Annotated in this window: 16 protein-coding genes; all 16 read right to left on the reverse strand. The window is 62.9% G+C overall.

Translation table 11 applies throughout. The features are described from left to right. Positions 1-848 (reverse strand): cytosine permease (locus HFD97_RS21205; RefSeq protein WP_185155369.1); only part of this gene is annotated, 848 nt, incomplete at its 3' end. After that, a complete protein-coding gene (locus HFD97_RS21210) occupies positions 845-2281 on the reverse strand; it encodes an amidase (protein WP_167431498.1) in 1437 nt (478 codons plus the stop codon). The genes HFD97_RS21210 and HFD97_RS21205, both read right to left, overlap by 4 nt. 382 nt (positions 2282-2663) lie before the next feature. Beyond that, positions 2664-3512 carry an oxidoreductase gene (locus tag HFD97_RS21215; protein ID WP_167431497.1) on the reverse strand — a complete coding sequence of 283 codons (849 nt, stop codon included), beginning with the start codon at positions 3510-3512 and terminating at the stop codon, positions 2664-2666. A gap of 96 nt (positions 3513-3608) precedes the next feature. After that, positions 3609-5396 carry a thiamine pyrophosphate-requiring protein gene (locus tag HFD97_RS21220; protein ID WP_167431496.1) on the reverse strand — a complete coding sequence of 596 codons (1788 nt, stop codon included), beginning with the start codon at positions 5394-5396 and terminating at the stop codon, positions 3609-3611. 62 nt (positions 5397-5458) lie between these two features. Further along, positions 5459-7417 carry a hydantoinase B/oxoprolinase family protein gene (locus tag HFD97_RS21225; RefSeq protein WP_167431495.1) on the reverse strand — a complete coding sequence of 653 codons (1959 nt, stop codon included), beginning with the start codon at positions 7415-7417 and terminating at the stop codon, positions 5459-5461. Between the two features lies 1 nt (position 7418). Further along, positions 7419-9464, reverse strand: coding sequence for a hydantoinase/oxoprolinase family protein (locus tag HFD97_RS21230; RefSeq protein ID WP_167431494.1), 2046 nt, complete (start codon positions 9462-9464; stop codon positions 7419-7421). 18 nt (positions 9465-9482) lie between these two features. Then, the gene (locus tag HFD97_RS21235; RefSeq protein WP_009089424.1) at positions 9483-9929 is read right to left on the reverse strand and encodes a GNAT family N-acetyltransferase; all 447 of its coding nucleotides are present in this window, start codon (positions 9927-9929) and stop codon (positions 9483-9485) included. Positions 9930-10222: 293 nt separating this feature from the next. Beyond that, positions 10223-10735, reverse strand: coding sequence for an Lrp/AsnC family transcriptional regulator (locus tag HFD97_RS21240; protein WP_009089422.1), 513 nt, complete (start codon positions 10733-10735; stop codon positions 10223-10225). 208 nt (positions 10736-10943) lie between these two features. Then, positions 10944-12260 (reverse strand): 4-aminobutyrate--2-oxoglutarate transaminase, encoded by a 1317-nt coding sequence (gene gabT, locus HFD97_RS21245; RefSeq protein WP_009089421.1) that lies wholly within the window; start codon positions 12258-12260, stop codon positions 10944-10946. A gap of 113 nt (positions 12261-12373) precedes the next feature. Further along, the gene (locus tag HFD97_RS21250) at positions 12374-13507 is read right to left on the reverse strand and encodes a M20 aminoacylase family protein (RefSeq protein WP_167431493.1); all 1134 of its coding nucleotides are present in this window, start codon (positions 13505-13507) and stop codon (positions 12374-12376) included. Between the two features lies 1 nt (position 13508). Continuing rightward, positions 13509-14435 carry a glyoxylate/hydroxypyruvate reductase A gene (locus HFD97_RS21255; RefSeq protein ID WP_140925541.1) on the reverse strand — a complete coding sequence of 309 codons (927 nt, stop codon included), beginning with the start codon at positions 14433-14435 and terminating at the stop codon, positions 13509-13511. Continuing rightward, positions 14435-15277 carry a GNAT family N-acetyltransferase gene (locus tag HFD97_RS21260; protein ID WP_140028938.1) on the reverse strand — a complete coding sequence of 281 codons (843 nt, stop codon included), beginning with the start codon at positions 15275-15277 and terminating at the stop codon, positions 14435-14437. The genes HFD97_RS21255 and HFD97_RS21260 overlap by 1 nt, the downstream gene beginning before the upstream one ends. 10 nt (positions 15278-15287) lie before the next feature. After that, on the reverse strand, positions 15288-16619 hold the full coding sequence (locus tag HFD97_RS21265) for an FAD-binding oxidoreductase (protein WP_046102142.1): 1332 nt from the start codon (positions 16617-16619) through the stop codon (positions 15288-15290). 56 nt (positions 16620-16675) lie between these two features. Beyond that, positions 16676-18340, reverse strand: a complete 1665-nt coding sequence (locus HFD97_RS21270) for an ABC transporter ATP-binding protein (RefSeq protein WP_009089411.1) — start codon at positions 18338-18340, stop codon at positions 16676-16678. Next, on the reverse strand, positions 18337-19188 hold the full coding sequence (locus HFD97_RS21275) for an ABC transporter permease (protein WP_009089410.1): 852 nt from the start codon (positions 19186-19188) through the stop codon (positions 18337-18339). Before HFD97_RS21275 ends, HFD97_RS21270 begins: the two co-directional genes overlap by 4 nt. Continuing rightward, positions 19185-20141: an ABC transporter permease gene (locus HFD97_RS21280; protein WP_046102143.1), complete on the reverse strand. Its 957-nt coding sequence runs from the start codon at positions 20139-20141 to the stop codon at positions 19185-19187. The genes HFD97_RS21275 and HFD97_RS21280 overlap by 4 nt, the downstream gene beginning before the upstream one ends. Positions 20142-20152: the final 11 nt, after the last annotated feature.

Genomic DNA, 20152 nt, shown 5'->3' on the forward strand with positions numbered 1-20152 from the left:
GAGAGAAATGCGCTGTGGCCCATCAGCATCGGCAGGAAGTTTCCGCCGTTGGTCAGCGGGTCAACCGCCGCGCCTACCGCCACAATCACTACGCCGAAGAGGTAGGAGATCACGTTGGCAACCGGGAAAGCGGAAAAAGCCGCGATCACCGCCGAGCGGCCATTCTTCGACCAGCGGGTAAAATCCGCCGTCATGGTGCCGGAGTCGGCGAAACCGGCGACCACCATCGTGACCGCGGTGCCCATACTCATGGCACCCGCCGCGCTGGCGCTGCCCTGCCACTGCGTGACGACGGCGAAATCATGATCCCGCCCTATCAGCCACAGCGCCACGATGCCGAGCACCACAAACAGCGGCGCGGCGATCATTCCCAGCACCGACAGCGCCCGCACGCCCAGAAAGGTGATGCCGGTGTAGAGCAGCATGGCAAAGGCCGTCACCGCCAGCGCGTTCCAGCCAAAGGTCTGATTAATCACCGTGCCGGTGAGACCGGTCTGAAAGGCATACCAGCCGATCACCACCGTCGAGAGAAAACCGGAGACCAGGATATAACCTTTGCTGCCAAAGGTGCGCCGGGCCTGCAGGGCGAAATTCATGCCGCTGTTGCCGGCGAACCAGCTCAGCGCGCCGACATAGGCAAACAGCACCAGATTCCCCAGCAGAATGGCGATCAGTGCAGGCCAGAAGCCCAGATGCCAGGTGATGATGCCGCCAAATAAGGCATTGGTGAGGATCATCGGAAAACCGAACCAGACTGCCGAGACCGAGCGGGTGGAGTGACGATGCGACACTGGCACCGGCTGGTGTTCAAACTCCTGCTCCAGCGCAGGTGAAGACGATGTTTTCATTGTGTGATTCCCGGTTGAAGGTGATTCCACGGCTGAATGCGCTCGAAAGCGGCACTGGCAGCCAGCACTAAGGCATCATCAAGATGCCGTCCGACAATCTGGAGACCCACGGGCAGGCCGCGGGCGGTAAAACCGGCGGGCACCGACGCCGCGGGCTGACCGGTGAAGTTGAACGGGTAGCAGAATGAGAGCCAGTGGTCGCTGCGGACCATCCGCCCCGCAATGATTTCCGGCCCCTGGCTTCCCAGCGGAAACGGCGGCACCGCCAGCGTCGGAGTGATCAGCAGGTCGTAACGCTGCATAAAGCGCCACAGGCTGTTGCTGACCGCTTTGCGCACCGCGATAGCGTCAGTGAAGTTTTCCGCCCGCCACTCACGCTGCAGCATGGCGATCAGATGGGGTGACATGGCGCTGCCCTGCTCCGCCATCATCTGACGCATGCCGGTAAGATCGCTCTCCATCGCCACCAGCGCACCGAAAGCGGCAGCCGGATCGCTGAAGCCAGGATCGGCCAGCTCCAGTTCCGCGCCGGTTTCAGCGGCAAAGCGCTGCACGGCCGCACTGACCACCGCCCGCACTTCCGGGTCCACCGCGACATAACCCAGGTCTGCGCTGAACGCGATGCGCAGTTTGCTGGCTGGCTGCCGGAGCGCGCCCATCCAGTCAACGTCGCTGCAGGGGATGGAGTGACGATCCCGCATGTCCGGGCCCGCCATCAGTGACATCATCAGGGCGGCATCGCGCACGCTGCGCGTCATCGGGCCGATGTGCTCCAGCGACTCCCAGCTCGACACGCCGGGATAACGTTCATCGCGGCAGCCGGGCCAGAGCGGCACCCGCCCCATCGACGCCTTGAAACCAAAGATGCCGCAGTGCGCCGCCGGGATGCGAACCGATCCACCCCCATCACTGCCCAGCGCAATCGGGCAGAGCCGCGCCGCAACGGCCGCACCGGAGCCGGCACTGGAGCCGCCGGGCGTCATCTCAGGATCCCAGGGATTACGCGGCGACGGAAACAGCGGATTATGCCCGACCGCGCTGTAGCCAAACTCCGGTGCGGTGGTTTTACCCAGCAGAATGGCATCGGCGGCCAGCAGGCGTTCCACCGTGATGTCATCCTCTTCCGGCACGAAATCCCGGTAAGCCGCCGAACCGGAGGTGGTTCTGACACTGGCCGTGCAGATCAAATCCTTCACCGCCAGCGGCACCCCCGCCAGCGCGCCCAGCGTCTCTCCGCGAGCGCGGCGGGCATCCAGCGCCCTGGCCTGCGCCATCGCCAGGTCGGGCGTGGGGGTACAAAAGGCCTGTATTGCCGGTTCCCGTTCCGCCAGTCGCTCCAGTGCGGCCCCGGTCAGCTCGCAGGCTGACACCTCCGCGCTGCGGATAAGTGCGGCCATCGTGGTGGCATCTTCGTCTAATAAGGAGTCAAACATGGATTACCTCGCCAGAATTGTACCCGTCAGGTAGTGCATGAACCGTGCCAGCTGACACCAGGCCGGGCGCTCTGAAGCAGGGATGCCAGATGGAATACGGCCTGGGATACAAGATCGAATTCTTATGGTGGCGGACGGGCGCGCCTGTTTATTTTTTCAGCACGATGATGGCGCAGGGCTGCGCGATAAGGGGGCGTGACAGGTGAATGGTCTGGCAGAGAGGTGTTGGATGGTCTGGCGTGCCTGGTAAGCTAAAAGAACTGAACGCGCGCGAAAGGCAGGAAGCTAACATCCCCGATTAGCGCTTAAAGGCCCATATACGGGCCTTTCCTGTTTTTAACCGCTTCTGGTTAAACCGCGGCGGCTTCATGCCACCTGCAACTCACTGCGATTCCGGAAAATCGGTCTCCACCGATGTCTGTTTCCACGCCTCAATCTCCGCCAGCCGCTCTTTGAGTTTGCTGGTCACGGCGTCATGGCCCCAGGCTCCCATCACCAGATGCCGGGGCGGATGATCATGTTCAGTAATCGCGATCATCGCTGCGGCGGCGCGCGCCGGATCGCCCTTCTGCGTGCCGCTGTAGTCGGCAGTGGCTTTCATTCGCGCGGCGGCGGTCTCTGCATAGTCCGGCAACGTGCTTGGCGTCTGATGCAGCGAGCGTCCGGCCCAGTCGGTGCGGAACGGGCCTGGCTCGACGCAGGTGACATGAATGCCCAGCGGCCCGGCCTCCTGGGCCAGCGCATCGGACCAGCCCTCCACCGCATGTTTGCTGGCGGCGTAATAGCCTGAGCTGGCAAAGCCGATCAATCCGGCCACCGAGGTAATGTTGATAACGTGCCCCCTGCGCGCGTGGCGCATCGCGGGCAGCACGGCGCGCGTCAGGGCAAACAGACCGAAGACGTTAGCGTCAAACTGGGCGCGGATTTCGCTCTCCACCCCCTCTTCAATCGAACTCTGATAGCCATAACCGGCGTTGTTCACCAGCACGTCAATCGTTCCGAACGCACCGATGGCCGCCTGCACCGCCTGATCGATGCTCGCCTGCTGCGTGACATCCAGCGCGACCGCCAGCGCATTATCATGCCCCTCTACCAGATCGGCCACGGCCGACAGGTTCCGGGCCGTCACCACCACGTTAAAACCTCGCGCGATAGTCTGCTGCGCCAGTTCCCGACCAAAACCGGTCGAGCATCCCGATATAAACCAGACTGGGCCTGATTGAGCCGCCATAGTAGGACTCCTGTTGCGTTTGATGAAGCGATAAGACCCGGATACGAACGTATCCGGGGAGAGAGAGGTAAGGCTAGCGAGGCGCCGTCGCCTGGCTTAGCCCTTCGTGCTTTTATGGAACAGCTGGCTGGCGGTGTCGCTGATGATCTGCGCTGCGCCGCGATCGCCCTTCGCCATGGAGGCCATAAAGGCTTTTGCCTGTTTAAAGGTGATATGCGGCGGTAACGGCGCCACTTCCGGATCGGTTTTCACCTCCAGCAGCACCGGGCGATCGGCGCTGAGCGCCTGCTGCCAGGCCCCTGCGAGGTCGTCAGGGTTATCCACGAAAAGCCCGACCATGCCCAGCGAGCGGGCAAATTCCGCGTACTTCACGTCCGGCACCTGCTGCGAGGCGTCAAAGCGGGGGTTACCCTCCATTACGCGCTGCTCCCAGGTCACCTGGTTGAGATCTTCGTTGTTAAACACGCAGACGATCAGGCGCGGATCGGCCCACTGTTGCCAGTATTTCTGGATGGTGATCAGTTCAGCCATGTTGTTCATCTGCATGGCGCCGTCACCCACCAGCGCCACCACCGGTTTATCCGGGTGCGCAAATTTCGCTGCAATGGCGTAAGGCACCGCTGCGCCCATGCAGGCCAGCCCGCCGGAGAGCGAGGCCCGCTGCCCCTGTTTGACGCGATAGTCGCGGGCAAACCAGTTGGCACAGGAACCGGAGTCAGAGGTAACAATGGCGTTGTCCGGCAGCTGCGGGGACATCTCCCACACCACCCGCTGCGGATTGACCGGGTTCGCCGGTGCCATCGCGCGCTCCTCCATCAGCGTCCACCAGTCACGCACCTGAACCGCAATCCCTTCCTGCCAGCTGCGATCCTCTTTGTGCTCCAGCAGCGGCAACAGCGCGCGCAGGGTTTCTGCCGCATCGCCGTGCAGATTCACTTCGCTGGGGTAGCGCAGGCCGAGCATGGCGGGATCGATATCGATCTGCACCGCTCGCGCCTTGCCCTCCTCCGGCAGAAACTCGGTCCAGGGGAAGCCGCTGCCGATCATCAGCAGGGTGTCGCAGTTCTGCATTAAATCGGATGAGGGTTTGGTGCCGAGCAGGCCAATCGAGCCGGTTACAAAGGGCGCATCGTCCGGCAGCACATCTTTGCCCAGCAGCGCTTTTGCCACACCAGCCCCCAGCACATTGGCGACCTGCACCACCTCGACAGCGGCGTTGCGTGCGCCTGCCCCAATCAGAATCGCCACTTTTTTACCGGCGTTGAGCACCTCAGCGGCGCGTTGCAGATCCTCCTCATAGGGGATCACTTTCGGCCGCTGATAGCCACTGCCGGAGTGGGTGAAGCCGTGCAGATGCTGCGGCGGCTGCCAGGCTTCATCCTGAATGTCTTTCGGCAGGATCACCACCGCCACGCCATTCTGCGCTTTGGCAATCCGCACGCCACGATCAAGCAGGTGACGCACCTGCGCCGGGGTGGCGGCTTCCTGAACGAAGTTCGCCACATCCGAGAAGATGCGGTCCAGGTTCATCTCCTGCTGATAACTGGCCCCGCGCGCGGTCGCTTCCGCCTGTCCGGCAATCGCCAGCACCGGCGCATGATCCATTTTTGCGTCATAGAGCCCGGTCAGCAGATGGGTCGCACCCGGCCCGCCGGTTGAGAGGCAGACACCCAGCTCACCGGTGAATTTCGCGTGACCGGCCGCCATAAAAGCGGCCATCTCTTCGTGACGCACCTGAATAAATTCGATGCCGTCCCCTTTGGCGTTCGCGCGTTGGATGGCCCCCAGCACGCCATTAATCCCGTCCCCCGGATAGCCGTAAATGCGGCTCACACCCCACTCTTTCAGGCGCTGGACAAAAAAATCACTGGTTTTCATGCTCATCGTCGCGGTTCCCCTTGTAGTCCATGCAGACTTAAAGCGTAGTCGACGATGCGCCATCGCCGTTAATTGTTCGCCATAGCCGGGTAGCGCTGACGCAAATCACTGAATATCTGCGCCATGTCCGCCGTTTCGCCTGCCTCTGCGACCGCCCGGAAAACCTGGGTTTTCAGGAAGTGACGCCAGCTGACCGGCGCGGCGGCAAGAAAGGTGGTCAGTGACTGATAGCGCTGCGGTGTCCAGCGTTTTTCAAAGCGCTGACGCGCCTCGCCATGCTCAAAATGGTGCGTGACCCGCTGCGGCATGGCAGCACGCAGTTGCTCAGTCGCGACCCGATCCACGCGGTTATTCACCACCACCACGCCATACTGCGCCCTGGCGGCGTCGAGGCTGAGGTAACCGCAGCGCACATCCTGCAGGACCGCCTCCGCATCGCGCTGTGACGGCAGCCCGTAGCCCCCGGCACCCGGCCCGCGGACTTCGACCACATCCCCCGGCTGGCAGTGGATCACATCGGTGTTGCCGTGCGGGATGACCTCGCCGTTGCGCCGGGTCTGGAAGTGGGAGAGTGCCCCGCTTTGTCCGCCCACCACCCCCGCCGAGGCGAAGACCGAGCGGTTGCGGTTGCGCGCGGTAATCGTGGTGTTGGGCGAGAAGATCTCGAACGCCATCTCTGTTGCCAGGCCGCCGCGATAGAGACCCGCCCCGGCGCTGTCCTGCGCCAGGCCGTAGCGGTGAAAACGGATGGGGACTTCCGCCTCGTTAATCTCAATCGGGGTGTTTTTCAGGAAGGCGGAAAGACCGCCGGAGCCGTCAGGGCCATCGTGACGCGGGGTGCCGCCTGCACCGCCGCCCACCGGGCCCAGCGAAGCCACCACGCTGCGGTTGTGCGTCTGGGTGCGGATATTCATGATCGAGTTGCCGCCGGGCGAGTTGGCGGGCAGACGATCGGGCATCGCCAGTGAGAAGACGCCGACGGTGGCAATCTGCGACAGCGCACAGGTCAGCGAGCGCATGCCTACCGCAGCGGGCGCCTCGCAGTTCATGACCGTGCCTGGCGGCAGAATGGCGCGGGTGGGCCGTAGCGTGCCCGCGTTAAGCAACAGGGAGCGATCCAGCGTGGAGAGTACATAGGTGACGCCGACCAGCGCCAGCGGATGTCGCTCCCGTCCGCCGGTGGGCATGTTCAGCGACGAGGCCAGCTGCGGGTCGCTGCCGGTGTAATCCAGCTCCAGCCGGTCGCCCTGCACCCGCAGCGTGACGGCGATGCGGCAGGGATAGCCACCCTCGCCATCCTCATCGGCGTAGTCGGCATAAAAGTATTCACCGTCGGGAATGGTTGCGATGATCGTGCGCGCCTGCGCCTCGGCGTAATCCAGAATGCCTTCAATGCCCTGCAGGAAATCGTCGATGCCAAAGCGGGCAATAATGTCGTGAATTTTCCGCTCGCCCACGTTGACCGAGGCCAGCTGTGCCTTGAAGTCACCCCAGTTCTGGTCCGGCACCCGCACGTTGAGCCGCATGATGCTGGCGACCTCTTCGTTGAGCTGACCCTGTCGCATGATCTTCAGCGGCGGGATGCGAATCCCCTCCTGCACAATGTCGGTCAGCGAACGCGACAGCGAGGCGGGCACGGCCCCGCCGACATCGGTGTTGTGAATATGTCCCACCACGAAACAGACAATCTCGCCCTGGTGGAACACCGGTTTCCAGATGTGGATGTCGGGGGAGTGGGTCGCGACGTTTCCGGCGTAGGCGTCGTTGGTGATGCAGATATCCCCCTCGGCGTACTCCTCTATCAGCGCCAGCACCGGCGCATAGTCGATGCCGCTGTACCAGGGCGCACCAAAACTGCGGGGTGAGGCAAACGCCAGCCCGCTGCGGCTGACAATCTGGCAGGAGAAATCTTCCGTCTCCTTAACGAAGGTGGAGTGCGCAGTGCGCATCAGCGTAAAGGCCATCGCATCGGCGGCGGCAGCGCAGTAGTTCGCCAGGATCTGTAAGTTACGTCCGTCAATCGCCATGTTATGCCTCGTTCGCCGTAATCAGCAGGTTGCCAAAAGTGTCGACCGTGACGCCCATGCCGGGCGGCACACAGGTGGTACAGTCATCCTGAGCAATGATGGCCGGGCCGCTGAGCTGATGGCCGGCGCGCAGCCCGGACCGCAGCACCACATCAACCTGATGCCAGGCCCCGTCAATCCACGCTTCCGTCTGCTTCAGCACCGGCACCGGTTCTGTCGCCGGGGCCAGCGGGGCAATAACCGGTTTCGGCGTCGGTGAGGTGATCACCAGCCTCAGGTTAATCAGCTGCACCGGGGCCTGCGGATCACAGTGACCAAACAGCTGCTGATGCTGGCGATCGAAAGCGTCATGCAGCGCCGTAAAATCGGCCTGCGTCAGCCAGCCTGGCTCCAGCGGCACGTCGATCTCAAACGACTGTCCCTGATAGCGCATATCGGCGCTGAACTGCAGACTGTAAGGCATCGCGCTGCCGTGCTCCTCAGCCAGCCAGTCGCAGGCGCGCTGCTGCAATGCCTGCGCTTCCGTGGCCAGGGTGTCGGCCAGGGCGGGAGTCAGATCGCTGTAGAGGGTGCGGATAAAGTCATTACGGATGTCAGCCACCAACCCGCCCAGCGCCGACAGCACCCCGGGCGTCGGCGGCACAATCACCCCTTTCAGGTTGAGTTCACGGGCCAGGAAACAGCCCATCATCGGCCCGGCACCGCCAAAGGCGAGGAACCAGAATTCCCGCGGATCGAGGCCAAACCGTGACAGCAGGCCGCTGGTGTCGCTGTACATACCGGAGATGGCCAGCTCAATGGCGTTTTGCGCGGTCTCCTGCACCGTCAGACCGAGGGCATCGGCCAGCGGCTGCCAGGCGGCACAGGCAGCCGCGACATCGACGGCGACAGCGTTATAGCCCAGCGCGCCGTGCCCCATCATGCCGCAGGCGGCAAAGGCGTCGGTGGCGGTCGGCTGCGTGCCGCCGCGCCCGAAGCAGACCGGGCCCGGCAGCGATCCGGCACTGTCCGGGCCCATCTGCAGCACGCCCTGCCCGTCAATCCACGCCAGCGAGCCGCCGCCCTGACCCACCGAGGTAACGGCAACGGAGGGAATGTAGATCGGGAAATCCCCGATGATTTCACCGTTGCCCTGCGCCACGTTGCCGTCGATGATCACCGCCACGTCTGCACTGGTGCCGCCGATATCGAGGCTGAGAATGTTGCCGAACCCACAGGCGCTGGCGAGATAGCTGGCCCCGATGACCCCGGACGCGGTGCCGGAGAGAACCATCTGCACACATTCACGTTTCGCCTGGTCGACGCCCATGACGCCACCGTTCGATTTGGTGATGCGCGGCGGCGGCTGCACGCCGAGCCGCTGCAGCGCCTGCTTAAAGGATTCAAGGTAGTGGATCACCATCGGCTGCACGTAGGCGTTGATGGTCGCGGTAATGGTGCGTTCATATTCGCGGATAATGGGCCAGATGTCGGCAGAACAGGAGGTCAGCAGCTCGGGTGCCTCCTCATTGATAATCGCTTTCACGGCCGCTTCATTGTGCCGGTTGCGATAGCTGTGCAGCAGGGACACTACGACGCCCTGGCAGCCCGCAGCGCGCGCCTGCGCGATAGCGTCGAGTACGCTCTGGCGGTCCACCGGCTGGAGTACCCTGCCCTGCGCGTCCATGCGTTCACGGATGGCAAAAACCCGGTCGCGCGAGATCAGCGGTGCAGGACGCCGCGAAAAGAGGTCATGAATATGGGGAATTTTCAGCCGGGCCAGCTCCAGCACATCGCAGAAGCCCTCGGTGGCGAACAGCGCCAGCCGCACGCCACGCCGCTGGATCACCGCGTTGATGCCGACCGTGGTGCCGTGGGTAAAGTAGCCAATCTCCGCGGGGTCGATCCCCTGACGCTGCTGAAACTGCGCCAGCCCAGTGGTGATTTCACTGCCGGGCTGATCCGGGCGCGACAGGACTTTCAGGGTATGAATCTGGTTCGTTTGCTGATCGAGCACGGCAAAATCGGTAAAGGATCCGCCAATATCCACGCCAACGCGGTATCGCATCTCGGGTTAACTCCTGAGTCAGGGAGGGGGAAATTCCATCAGCGTCCCGGGGTGTTGCACCACACGCCAGCCGAGACGCTGGTAGACCTGATGCGCATCCTGGGTCGACAGCATCCAGCGATGCACCGTTTGCAGCTCCGGATGATCACGGACGCAGGTCGCCAGCCAGCTGCCCAGTCCGTGTCCACGCCAGTTTTCGTCAATGATGACGTCGCACAGCCAGCCAAAGCGGGTGTAATCGGTGATAAGACGGGCGAAGCCAATCTGCGCCTGCTGGTGATAGAGGCCAAAGGGCAGCGAACCGGCGATCGCCCGCAGAGTTTTCTCGCGCGGCTGACCCTGTGCCCAGTAGGACTTCTCCGCCAGCTGGTGGTGTATCCACGCCAGGTCGAGCCGCTGACGGTCGGTGGAGACGGTGAACGCATCGCGCTGCCACTGCTGGTCAGCAATCAGTAATGAGCTCATAACAACTCCTGATAACGGTTAAAAACAGTCTAAGGGGGTTCGCTGATCGGGTGAGGCTGAAGCGCGCCCTGAAACCGGATGCAGCGACTGAATTTTGCGCCGGGAAGAAATTTTATGCTGAGGGGAGTCAGGCCGATGCATGATGCAGAGTGAACGGGCGGGTAAGGGAAAAATCCGGGTAAAGTGTGCAGGTCTGCACAGCCCCCGGAGCGCGGTCTGCGCCGGGTGCGGTGCATGCCGGTAGTGACCCTCTGCCGTAAAAAGCGCAGAGGATCGGCCCCCGGCTCTGGTCACTACGCCCCGAGTTCGACAGAATTCTGCTTGTCGATAAGTGAACGCAACGGCACGCTGCTTTTCATGATGGGCGATTTAATCACGATATAGCTGAAATATTTGTCGATGCCGATCTGCGCATCCAGCATCTTCTCAATCACTTCCTGGTAATGTTCAATGCTGCGGGTAATAAAGCGCAGCAGATAGTCGTAGCCGCCGGTGATCAGATGGCACTCCATCAGCTCATCGACACTGCGCATCGCCGTTTCAAACTTCATAAAATCTTCGCGACGATGGCCCGACAGCGTGACTTCGGTAAAGACCGTCACAGAATCGGTAATGCGGGTGAGATTGATGTGGGCTTCATAACCGGTAATAAAACCAGCCTGTTCCAGACGTTTGACCCGTTGCAGACAGGGGCTGGGGGAAAGGCCTACTGCGTCGGCGAGGTTAACGTTGCTGATACGGCCATCTTTCTGGAGTTGCACCAGAATGTTGATGTCGATGCGGTCGAGTTTCATTAAGCCGTTCATAGCACCCCTCATTGTCAGAGCCTGGCCCATCAGGCGTCATTATTGCAGGCTTGCAATAACCTGGCCTGACGGGCCAGGCGCTTAAGCAAATGTTCAGAACCTCCGGAAGATATATCACGCTTTACGGTAAATGCGCCAGCGCTTCGCAGTGGTTATACCAGCAGGAGGTTTTTAAATTACTTCAATAAAATCAATGAGGAATCGCAGTTTAACCCAGACGGCCTGTGGCACGCGCCAGCGCGATATCAAAGATATGCAGCGCCTCTTCCAGCTGGGAGTCGGTCGTCACCAGCGGGGCCAGGAAACGGATCGTGTTACGGTGCAGACCACACTTGATCAGCAGCAGTCCTTCCTGACAGGCGCTGTCGAGGATCTTCTGCGTCAGGGCCGCATCCGGGCGACCGGTTTCGAAATCGAGGATTTCTACCGCCTGCATAAAGCCCACGCCGCGCACATCACCGATGCAGGCATATTTATCCGCCAGCTGCCGCAGCCGGGCATTGAGCTGTTCACCGAGCTGGCAGGAACGCTGTAGCAGGTTCTCCTGCTCAAACAGATCCAGCACCGCCAGCGCCGCCGCACACCCCAGCGCATTGCCGCCGTAGGTGCCGCCCAGTCCGCCCGGCGCTGGCGCGTCCATGATCTCCGCCCGTCCCACCACACCGGAAATCGGCAGGCCGCCGCCCAGGCTTTTCGCCAGCGTGATCAAATCCGGTTTAATGCCCAGCTGCTGGAACGCGAACATGGTGCCGGTTCGCCCGAAGCCGGACTGCACTTCATCACAAATCAGCAGAATGCCGTGCTGGCTGGTAATGCGGCGCAGCGCCTGCATAAAGGCCGGGCCTGCAGGCAGGAAGCCCCCGTCGCCCTGCACCGGCTCGATAATGATCGCCGCCACCCGCTCAGGCAGGATCTGCACTGCGAACAGCTGCTCCAGCGCCTTAAGGCAATCCGCCTCCGTAATGCCGTGCAGCGGATTGGGGAAAGGCAGCCGGTAAATCTCGCCAGGGAACGGGCCAAAGTTCTGTTTATAAGGGGCGGACATGCCGGTCAGGGTGACACCCAGCAGGGTGCGGCCATGAAATGCACCGTCAAAGGCGATGATGCCGGGGCGCTGCGTGTGGGCGCGGGCAATCTTCACCGCGTTTTCTACCGCTTCGGCGCCGCTGGTGAAAAAGACGCTCTTGTAGGCTTCGTCTCCGCCTACCAGCCGGTTCAGCCGCTCCGCTAACGCGATGTAGCCCGGATAAGCCACCACCTGAAAACAGGCGTGTGAGACCAGACCGAGCTGGCGGGTCACGGCGTTGACCACCGCCGGGTGGTTGTGACCGACATTGAGCACGCCGATGCCGCCGACAAAGTCGAGATAGCGATTGCCCTCCACGTCCCATACTTCACTGCCTCTGGCGCGCTCGATCACCAGCGGATGCGCGGTGACGACGCCACGCGGCACGTTCTGCTCACGTGCATCCAGTAACAGGTTGTTATCGGAGTATGCTTGCTGCTCTGCCATGACATTCTGCATTTTAAACCCTCATCCACGTAACGTTCGGTTGGCTCAAGTATCGCAACCTGTTGGTTTCCGACGCTGCCGTAATTCCGCAGGCAGCGGCATTTCCTGTCAAAATCCCGCTGCTTTCAGCAGGGAAATTTCTCTGCCAGCGCCTGACGAATCAGGGTGACAAACACGTTAACGCCATGCGGGATCAGCGCATCGTTAAAGTCGTAGGCGGCGTGATGTAACGGCCTGCAGGGCGCAGATCCCAGCCAGAGATAGGCACCGGGCCGCGCCTGCAGCATAAAGGCGAAATCTTCGGAGGTGAGCGCGGGCTGCGGCGCGATCTCAGCGGCGATGCCCGCCTGTGTCAGCGCCTGCAGGCAGAACTGCGCCTCATCCGGGCTGTTCAGGGTTGCCGGGTAGTAGCGCAGATAGCGCACCTCGGCATGCAGGCCGTGCGCGGCGGTGACATGTTCCGCCATCTGACGCAGCCGCGCTTCAATCGTCGCCTGTGCCGTCGGGCTGAAGGTGCGCACCGTACCGGTGATGTTCGCCTCCGCCGGGATCATGTTGTGGGAAAAGCCACCCTCCATCCGGGTCACAGTGAGCAGCGCCGTTTCACAGGGGTCGAGCGCGCGTGAGACCAGGGTATTCAGCTGAACCACCAGCTCGCTGGTCGCCAGCAGGGTATCGCGGGTCAGGTGGGGCTGAGCGGCATGGCCTCCCCCGCCCAGCACCCGGATATCGAAGCGGTCTGCCGCCGCCATGATCGGGCCGGGCCGGGTCTGCACCTGGCCCAGCGGCAGTTCCGGCCAGTTGTGAATGGCGTAGACCGCCTCACAGGGAAAGCGGCTGAACAGCCCCTCGTCGATCATCGCCTTCGCGCCCGCCAGCCCCTCTTCGGCGGGCTGGAAAATGAAGCAGACGGTGCCGTCAAAACTGACGTCGCGCGCCAGTTTTTCTGCCGCCCCCAGCAGCATCACGGTGTGACCGTCGTGGCCGCAGGCGTGACTGACCTGCGTCACGCTGCTCTGCCAGGCGGTGCCGCTCTGATCCTGCATCGGCAGGGCATCCATATCGGCGCGCAGGCCAATCATCCGCTCGCTGTTACCCTTTTTCAAAATGCCGACCACGCCGGTCTGGCCGATGCCACGATGCACCTCAATTCCCAGCTGTTGCAGAAAGTTCGCCACCCTGTCGCTGGTGCGGTGCTCCTGAAAACCGAGTTCCGGGTGCGCATGCAGTTCGCGGCGCAGTGCCACTAAATGTTCCATCTCAATATCCTCGTGAGCGGTCGACCAGACCGTGCAGCGGCTCACCACGCTGATAACGGCGCAGGTTCTCCAGCAGCGCCGCAATGGCGCTCTCATTCTGTGTCTGGCTGGCGATGTGCGGCGTCAGCCACACGGCGGGATGGTGCCAGAAGGGGTGGCCCGGCGGTAACGGCTCCGGGTCGGTGACATCAATCACGGCGGCGCGGAGCTGGCCGCTCGCCAGCGCCTGCAGCAGATCGTCATGATTAAGCTGCTGACCGCGCCCGGCCTGCACCAGTGCCGCACCCTGCGGCATCTGCGTAAACAGGGTGTGATTAAGCAGACCCTGGGTGGTGTCGGTCAGCGGCAGCAGACAGACCAGAATCTCGCTGTGCGCCAGAAAGTCCGCCAGCTCTCCGGCACCGTGCCAGCAGCGCACGCCGGGCACGTGGCGCGGGGTACGGCTCCAGCCTGCGCAGTCAAAACCCAGTGCGACCAGCTGCTGCAGCGCAGCCTGACCGAGTTCGCCCAGCCCCATCACGCCCACCCGCCGCTGAGCCGCAGGCTTAACCTGATGCGGCTGCCACTGCTGCTGGCGTTGCTGATGAAGATAGCGTGGCATGTCACGATGCAGCCCGAGCACCGCGAAAGTGACATATTCCACCATGCCCTGCGTCAGGCCCGGCTCAATCATTCGTATGACCGGCAGATCGGGCGGCAGCGCGCTGAAGTCAAACTGATCGGCGCCGGCGCCGACAGAAAACAGCAGTTTCAGCCGGGGAAACAGCGCCGGAATATCGGCGGGGGGCTGCCAGGCTACCAGCGCCTCAACCTCTGCCGGATCGCCGGTCTCCGGCCAGATATGCAGCTGAATGTCGGGGGCATGCTCCGCCAGCCAGCGCTGCCAGATCCGTCCCCGCTCCGGTTCCGATTTATAGACGATATGCATCAGGCCATCGCCTGGGTCATTAAGCCAAAGGCCTGCATCCCCTGCGGCGTCCAGGGGGTGCCCCGGACCATCGTGGTCGGCGCATCCACCTGATCCAGCCCGAGGGTGTTGAGCCAGCTGGCCAGCGGCAGGCTGGCGTCGGTATCAATGCGCAGAAACTGGCCCTGCAGTGGCTGCATCAGGGTTGCCACCAGCGCCTGTGCCACCGGCAGCTCTGCGGCGATCACCGGCCCAATCGCCCAGCCGTGCCCAAAGCGGCGCAGGCTGGCGAACCCCTGAATCTGCTGCTGATCGTCCTGTAACAGCAGGGTCTCACAGTCGCCCAGCAGATGGTCGAACAGCGCCGGACGATGCATGCCGTGCGCCTGCTGATCCAGCTTCACCAGCGCGGCGTGATCCGCCGGGGTCGCCGGTCGCAGATGCAGCCCGGCCGGGATCACCACGTCGGGCAGTGACGCCAGTGCGCGGGTCTGGTGCTGGCGGATCTCGCCGCAGCTGACAAAGCCGAGCTTTTCATACAGCCCTTTGCCCATTTCGGTGGCGTGCAGCCGCACGTTGCCGTCGGGGACTTTTTCCAGCTGCGCCAGCATCAGCTGTTTGCCGAGACCCCGCCCCTGCTGCTGATTATCCACAATCACCAGTCCCAGCGTGGCGGCGTGTTCGCCCCAGCGCCAGAGCACGGCGCTGCCAATCACTCTGCCCTGCTCTTCAATCACCGTGCCTTCGCCCAGCTGCAGCGCCAGCTGCCAGTCTTCGCGCCGGTGGGGCCACTTCAGCGCCTGCGTCATGCGGTAGCACTGTTCAATATCATCTGGCGTCATTGCGCGTAGTGTCAGGCTCATTGCGTTCTCCTTACATCATGCCTGGGGTGTCTAATCCGCTGCCGTCAACCAGACGGCTGTAGCGATAAGGGGCAGGGTCGACAATCGGGGTGGCCCCGGTCGCCAGATCGGCCGCCAGGCGTCCGGCACCCGGCCCGATGCCAAAACCGTGCGCGCTGTAGCCCGCCGAGAGCACCAGCCCCGGCAGTTTCGCCACGGTGGAGATCACCGGAATGGCGTCCGGCGTACTGTCGATCATACCGCCCCACGCCTGGGCCAGCCTGAGATTCGCCAGCGCCGGATATTCGCGTCGCATCGCGGCCAGCCCCTCTTCCACGATTCGGCTGTCCGCCGCCGGATCGAGGATGCGCACGCGCTCAAACGGCGACGGGCGATCAAAGGCCCAGCGCCCCATCGCTTCGGGGCCTTTGAAAAAGGGCGACAGGCCAAGATTGAGGGTGAGATTCTTGCGGCGGCTTTTAAATGTCGGATAGAACTGGCGGGCATAACGCAGCCCCTGCGCACCCGGCTCCAGCCGTCCGCGCCCCGACACCGAGACGGTATAGCTGCCGTCCATCTGCGGGCGGCAGGCGAAGCCCGGCGTATAGAGCGGCATCGCAATCGCCTGCTCTATCGGCTGCGTGCGGAAAGCCGTGCCTATGACATTGCCCAGCGGCAGATCGATGCCGTGACGACGGCAGAACATGGATGTCCAGGCCCCGGCGGCACAGATCACCCGGCTGGTTTTGATCAGCCCGCGTTCGGTCCAGACGCCGCTGACCTGACCCGCGGCGATATCCAGCCCGCGCACCGCACACTGCTGAAACAGCAGCGCACCTTTTTTCATCGCGCCCGCCACCAGGCCCGGTGCCGCCAGGCGGGGTTCCGCATGGCCATCCGTTGGCGCTGAGAGGCCGCCCCGCCAGGCGGTGGTACTGCCGGGCGTCATCGCTTTTGCCTGCTCAGCAGTAAGAATCGAGCTGTTGACGCCATACCCCTTAGCCATCTGGATCCACGCATCCCAGGCGGCGATGTCTGACTCTTCCCGCGTGGCGTAAACCAGCCCGCTGCGACGGAATCCCAGCTCTTCGCCGGTTTCCGCGTTCAGCTCCCCCCAGCGTTGCAGGGCATAGATGATCAGCGGCAGCTCCCGCTCATCGCGGTTCTGCTGACGACACCAGCCCCAGTTGCGGCTCGACTGCTCGGCCCCCACCAGGCCTTTTTCGATCAGCACAACCTTAACGCCCTGCTTCGCCAGTTCCCAGGTGGCGGCGGCCCCGGCAATACCGGCGCCAATCACCACCACATCGGCGGCGTCGGGAAAGTCCGTACTGTCCTGTACATAACGAATCGGTGCAGGCATAACAAAACGACCTCTGTTGTAAATGAAAAGGAGCACGCCATGACGCCAGCGGCCACCTACTCTGCTTTTAAAATCTCTTCATGCTCATCCAGCCAGCCCTGACGCAGCTCCGGCACAGCGCGTTTCAGCCGCTCAAAGTAGAGCTCGCTGGTGGGCTTGTCGTAGTCGCTGCGGGCCAGCTGGGTCACAATGCGCCCGCTTTTCATCACCACAATCTCGTCGCACACGGCGCGCACCGCATGCATGTCGTGGCTGATGAAGATCACGGAGAGGCCCAGCTCCCGGCGCAGTTCACTGATGAGGTCGAGCACGGCGGCCGCCACCACGGTGTCCAGCGCCGAGGTGACCTCATCACACAGAATCAGATCGGGCTCAGCCGCCAGCGCGCGCGCCAGATTAACGCGCTGCTTCTGGCCGCCCGACAGCGCCCAGGGACGCCGTCCCAGCACGCTGCGCGGCAACTGCACCAGATCCAGCAGCTGATTGAGCCGCTGCTGACGGGCCGCACCGCTCAGACCATGAAACAGCGTCAGCGGACGCGACAGAATGCGCTCAACGCTGTGAGCCGGATTCAGGGCGGTATCCGCCATCTGGAACACATACTGAATGCGTCGCAGCTCGTTGTCAGGGCGTTTCTGCATATCGCCCGCGATATAGTGACCATTAAACAGGATGTGACCGTGACTCGGGGCGTTGAGCCCGGCGATGGCGTGCGCCAGCGTGGTTTTGCCCGAGCCGGACTCCCCGATAATGCCAATCGCCTGCCCTTTCCATAGCCTGAGGTTGACGTCTTCCAGGATGCGCACCTTCGGGTGGCCCTCCCTGTCGCGCGGGCCATAACCGGCGCAGAGATCGCGCACTTCCAGCAGCGGCTGAATATCGGCCGCCGCCGGACACCAGCTGCTGGGCCGCTCTTTCTGGCGCGCCGCATCCATCAGCAGGCGGGTGTACTCCGCCTGTGGCGCGCCAATCAGGTGTGCGGTGGTGCCATATTCCGCCATTTTGCCGCGCAGCAGCACCAGAATCCGATCGGCCATCTGCGCCACGACGGCCAGATCGTGACTGACGTAAATGGCGGTGACGCCGCGCTGCACCACCACCCGGCGAAAGGCTTTCAGCACCTCAACCTGGGTAGTCACATCCAGTGCGGTGGTGGGTTCATCCAGAATCACCACGTCCGGGTCGCCAATCAGCGCCATCGCCGTCATCAAACGCTGCAGCTGACCGCCTGACACCTGATGCGGATAGCGGTCACCGATGCTCTCCGGATTGGGCAACGCCAGCTCACGGAACAGGCCAATCGCTTTTTCCCGCGCCGCTTTGCGGGTCAGGGTGCCGTGAATGACCACCGGCTCAATCACCTGATCGAGGATTTTCATGCCCGGATTAAACGACGCGGCGGCGCTCTGAGCGATATAAGCTACTTTATTGCCGCGAAAGGCGCGCAGCTGGCCTGGCGTCAGGCTGCTGACGTCGGTGCCGGCGACGTGAATATTGCCCCCGGCAATCCGGCAGCCGCTGCGGGCGTAGCCCATCAGGGCCATCGCGATGGTGGTTTTACCCGAGCCGGACTCGCCAATCAGCGCCAGCACCTCGCCCTTCTGCACGGTAAAGTGAATGTCGGAAACCAGGTCAATCTCTTCGCCGCGATCGGTCTGCGCGGTGACGCGCAGTTTATCGACCGAAATCACCGGCATGGCCGTATGGGGTGTCACGTTCATGCTCCCTCCTTCGCCAGCGTCAGCGGACGCATCGCCTGCAGGCTGTCGATAAACAGGTTGGCGCCAATGGTCAGGCTGGCAATGGCCAGCGCGGGCATCAGCACCGCCGGTGAGCCGTCAAACAGCCCCTGCATGTTTTCACGCACCAGCGTGCCCCAGTCGGCATAGGGTGGCTGCACGCCCAGGCCGAGAAAGCTCAGGCCGCTGAGCAGCAGCACGATGTAAACAAAGCGCAGGCCAAAGTCGGTCAGCATCGGGTGCACCATGTTAGGCAATATGTCGTGAATGGCGATATGCCAGCGGCTTTCGCCCCGCAGCCGTGAGGCGCGGACGTAGTCCATGCTGCGCAGCGAGCTGGCCATGGCAAAGGCGATACGGAATGCGCCCGGCCAGTAGGTAAAGACCGCCGTCAGGATCAGCATCGGTAGCGACGAGCCAAAGACGGCGACGATCATCAGCGACAGCACTTTTCCCGGCAGCACCAGCAGCGCATCGTTGACGCGGCCCAGCAACTCCTCCAGCCAGCGTCCCGTGACCGCCGCCAGCAGCGCCAGCAGCGTGCCGACCAGGCTGGCCAGCAGCGCCGCGCTCAGCGCCAGGCCGATTGAGAACTTCGCGCCATAGAGAATGCGGCTCAGCATGTCGCGGCCAAGATAGTCGGTGCCCAGCAGGTTGTCCGCCGTCAGCCCGCCCATCAGCGGCCCGCCGCCGATATCGTCGATGCTGTGCGGGGCCAGCGCGGTGCCGAACAGCGCCATCAGCAGCCAGAACAGGGAGATCAGCAGTCCCATCCGGCCAGACCAGGAGAGTGACTGTAAGAAACGCCAGGGCAGCAGAAGAGTATTCATGCGCTTCTCCATTTCGGGTTAAAGGCGATAGTCAGGATGTCGGCCAGCAGCAGCAGCACCAGATAGCAGGCGGCGAACAGCATGACACAGAGCTGCACCACCGGCAGATCGCGGTTGCTGACGGCATCCACCAGCTGACTGGCCAGACCGGGATAGCTGAAGATGGTTTCGATGATGATCACCCCGCCAAACAGATAGGAGAGGCTGAGTGAAATCGCGTTGGCAATCGGGCCGACCGCGTTAGGCAGGGCGTGACGCAGCACGGCTCTGAGCGGTGACACCCCTTTCAGCCGCGCCATCTCCAGATAGGGGCTGTCGAGCTGATTGATGATCGCCGCCCGCGTCATCCGGGCCATCTGCGCCACCAGCACACAGCAGAGCGTCAGCACCGGCAGCGCATAGGCTTTGAGGTAACTCAGCAGGTCGCTGTCCGGGCTGCCGAACGACATCGCCGACACCCAGTGCAGCCTGACCGCGAAAATCAGCACCGCGACCGTCGCCACCAGAAACTCCGGGACGGCGACCGTCGCCATAGTGCCGATAACCAGCGCCCGATCGAGCCGTGACCCGCGATTCATCGCCGCGATGATGCCGATGAGCAGCGCCAGCGGCACGCAGATCAGCGTGGTAATGCCCGCCAGTTCAAACGTCGCCGGAATGCGCTGGGCCACCAGCTGTGCGACCGGCAGATGGCTGGCAAACGAGGTGCCGAAATCGCCCTGCAGCATGCCTGTCAGCCAGTGGACGTAACGCATCAGCAAAGGCTGATCCAGCCCCAGCTGCTGCCGTAACGCCGCCACCGTCTCCGGCGTGGCGTTCTGCCCGAGGATCATCTGCGCCGCGTCACCCGGCAGCAGGCTGGTGATGAAAAACACCACCGCCGAGACGATAAGCAACGTCAGGATGCCGGCACCGGTTCGCCGGGCAATCAGGAACAGCATATATCGGTTCATCGGCGTTCTCC

Origin of the sequence: Pantoea sp. EKM103V, assembly GCF_011800365.1 — a bacterium.
Taxonomy (GTDB): Bacteria; Pseudomonadota; Gammaproteobacteria; order Enterobacterales; family Enterobacteriaceae; genus Pantoea; species Pantoea anthophila.

Bases quoted from the DNA above. Each gene is read 5' to 3' on its own strand.
- HFD97_RS21275 (WP_009089410.1), bottom strand. From the start codon at position 19,188: ATGAATACTCTTCTGCTGCCCTGGCGTTTCTTACAGTCACTCTCCTGG.
- HFD97_RS21215 (WP_167431497.1), bottom strand. From the start codon at position 3,512: ATGGCGGCTCAATCAGGCCCAGTCTGGTTTATATCGGGATGCTCGACC.
- HFD97_RS21250 (WP_167431493.1), bottom strand. From the start codon at position 13,507: ATGGAACATTTAGTGGCACTGCGCCGCGAACTGCATGCGCACCCGGAA.
- HFD97_RS21235 (WP_009089424.1), bottom strand. From the start codon at position 9,929: ATGAGCTCATTACTGATTGCTGACCAGCAGTGGCAGCGCGATGCGTTC.
- gabT (WP_009089421.1), bottom strand. From the start codon at position 12,260: ATGCAGAATGTCATGGCAGAGCAGCAAGCATACTCCGATAACAACCTG.
- HFD97_RS21240 (WP_009089422.1), bottom strand. From the start codon at position 10,735: ATGAACGGCTTAATGAAACTCGACCGCATCGACATCAACATTCTGGTG.
- HFD97_RS21260 (WP_140028938.1), bottom strand. From the start codon at position 15,277: ATGAGCCTGACACTACGCGCAATGACGCCAGATGATATTGAACAGTGC.
- HFD97_RS21265 (WP_046102142.1), bottom strand. From the start codon at position 16,619: ATGCCTGCACCGATTCGTTATGTACAGGACAGTACGGACTTTCCCGAC.
- HFD97_RS21255 (WP_140925541.1), bottom strand. From the start codon at position 14,435: ATGCATATCGTCTATAAATCGGAACCGGAGCGGGGACGGATCTGGCAG.
- HFD97_RS21225 (WP_167431495.1), bottom strand. From the start codon at position 7,417: ATGGCGATTGACGGACGTAACTTACAGATCCTGGCGAACTACTGCGCT.
- HFD97_RS21280 (WP_046102143.1), bottom strand. From the start codon at position 20,141: ATGAACCGATATATGCTGTTCCTGATTGCCCGGCGAACCGGTGCCGGC.
- HFD97_RS21270 (WP_009089411.1), bottom strand. From the start codon at position 18,340: ATGAACGTGACACCCCATACGGCCATGCCGGTGATTTCGGTCGATAAA.
- HFD97_RS21220 (WP_167431496.1), bottom strand. From the start codon at position 5,396: ATGAGCATGAAAACCAGTGATTTTTTTGTCCAGCGCCTGAAAGAGTGG.
- HFD97_RS21230 (WP_167431494.1), bottom strand. From the start codon at position 9,464: ATGCGATACCGCGTTGGCGTGGATATTGGCGGATCCTTTACCGATTTT.
- HFD97_RS21210 (WP_167431498.1), bottom strand. From the start codon at position 2,281: ATGTTTGACTCCTTATTAGACGAAGATGCCACCACGATGGCCGCACTT.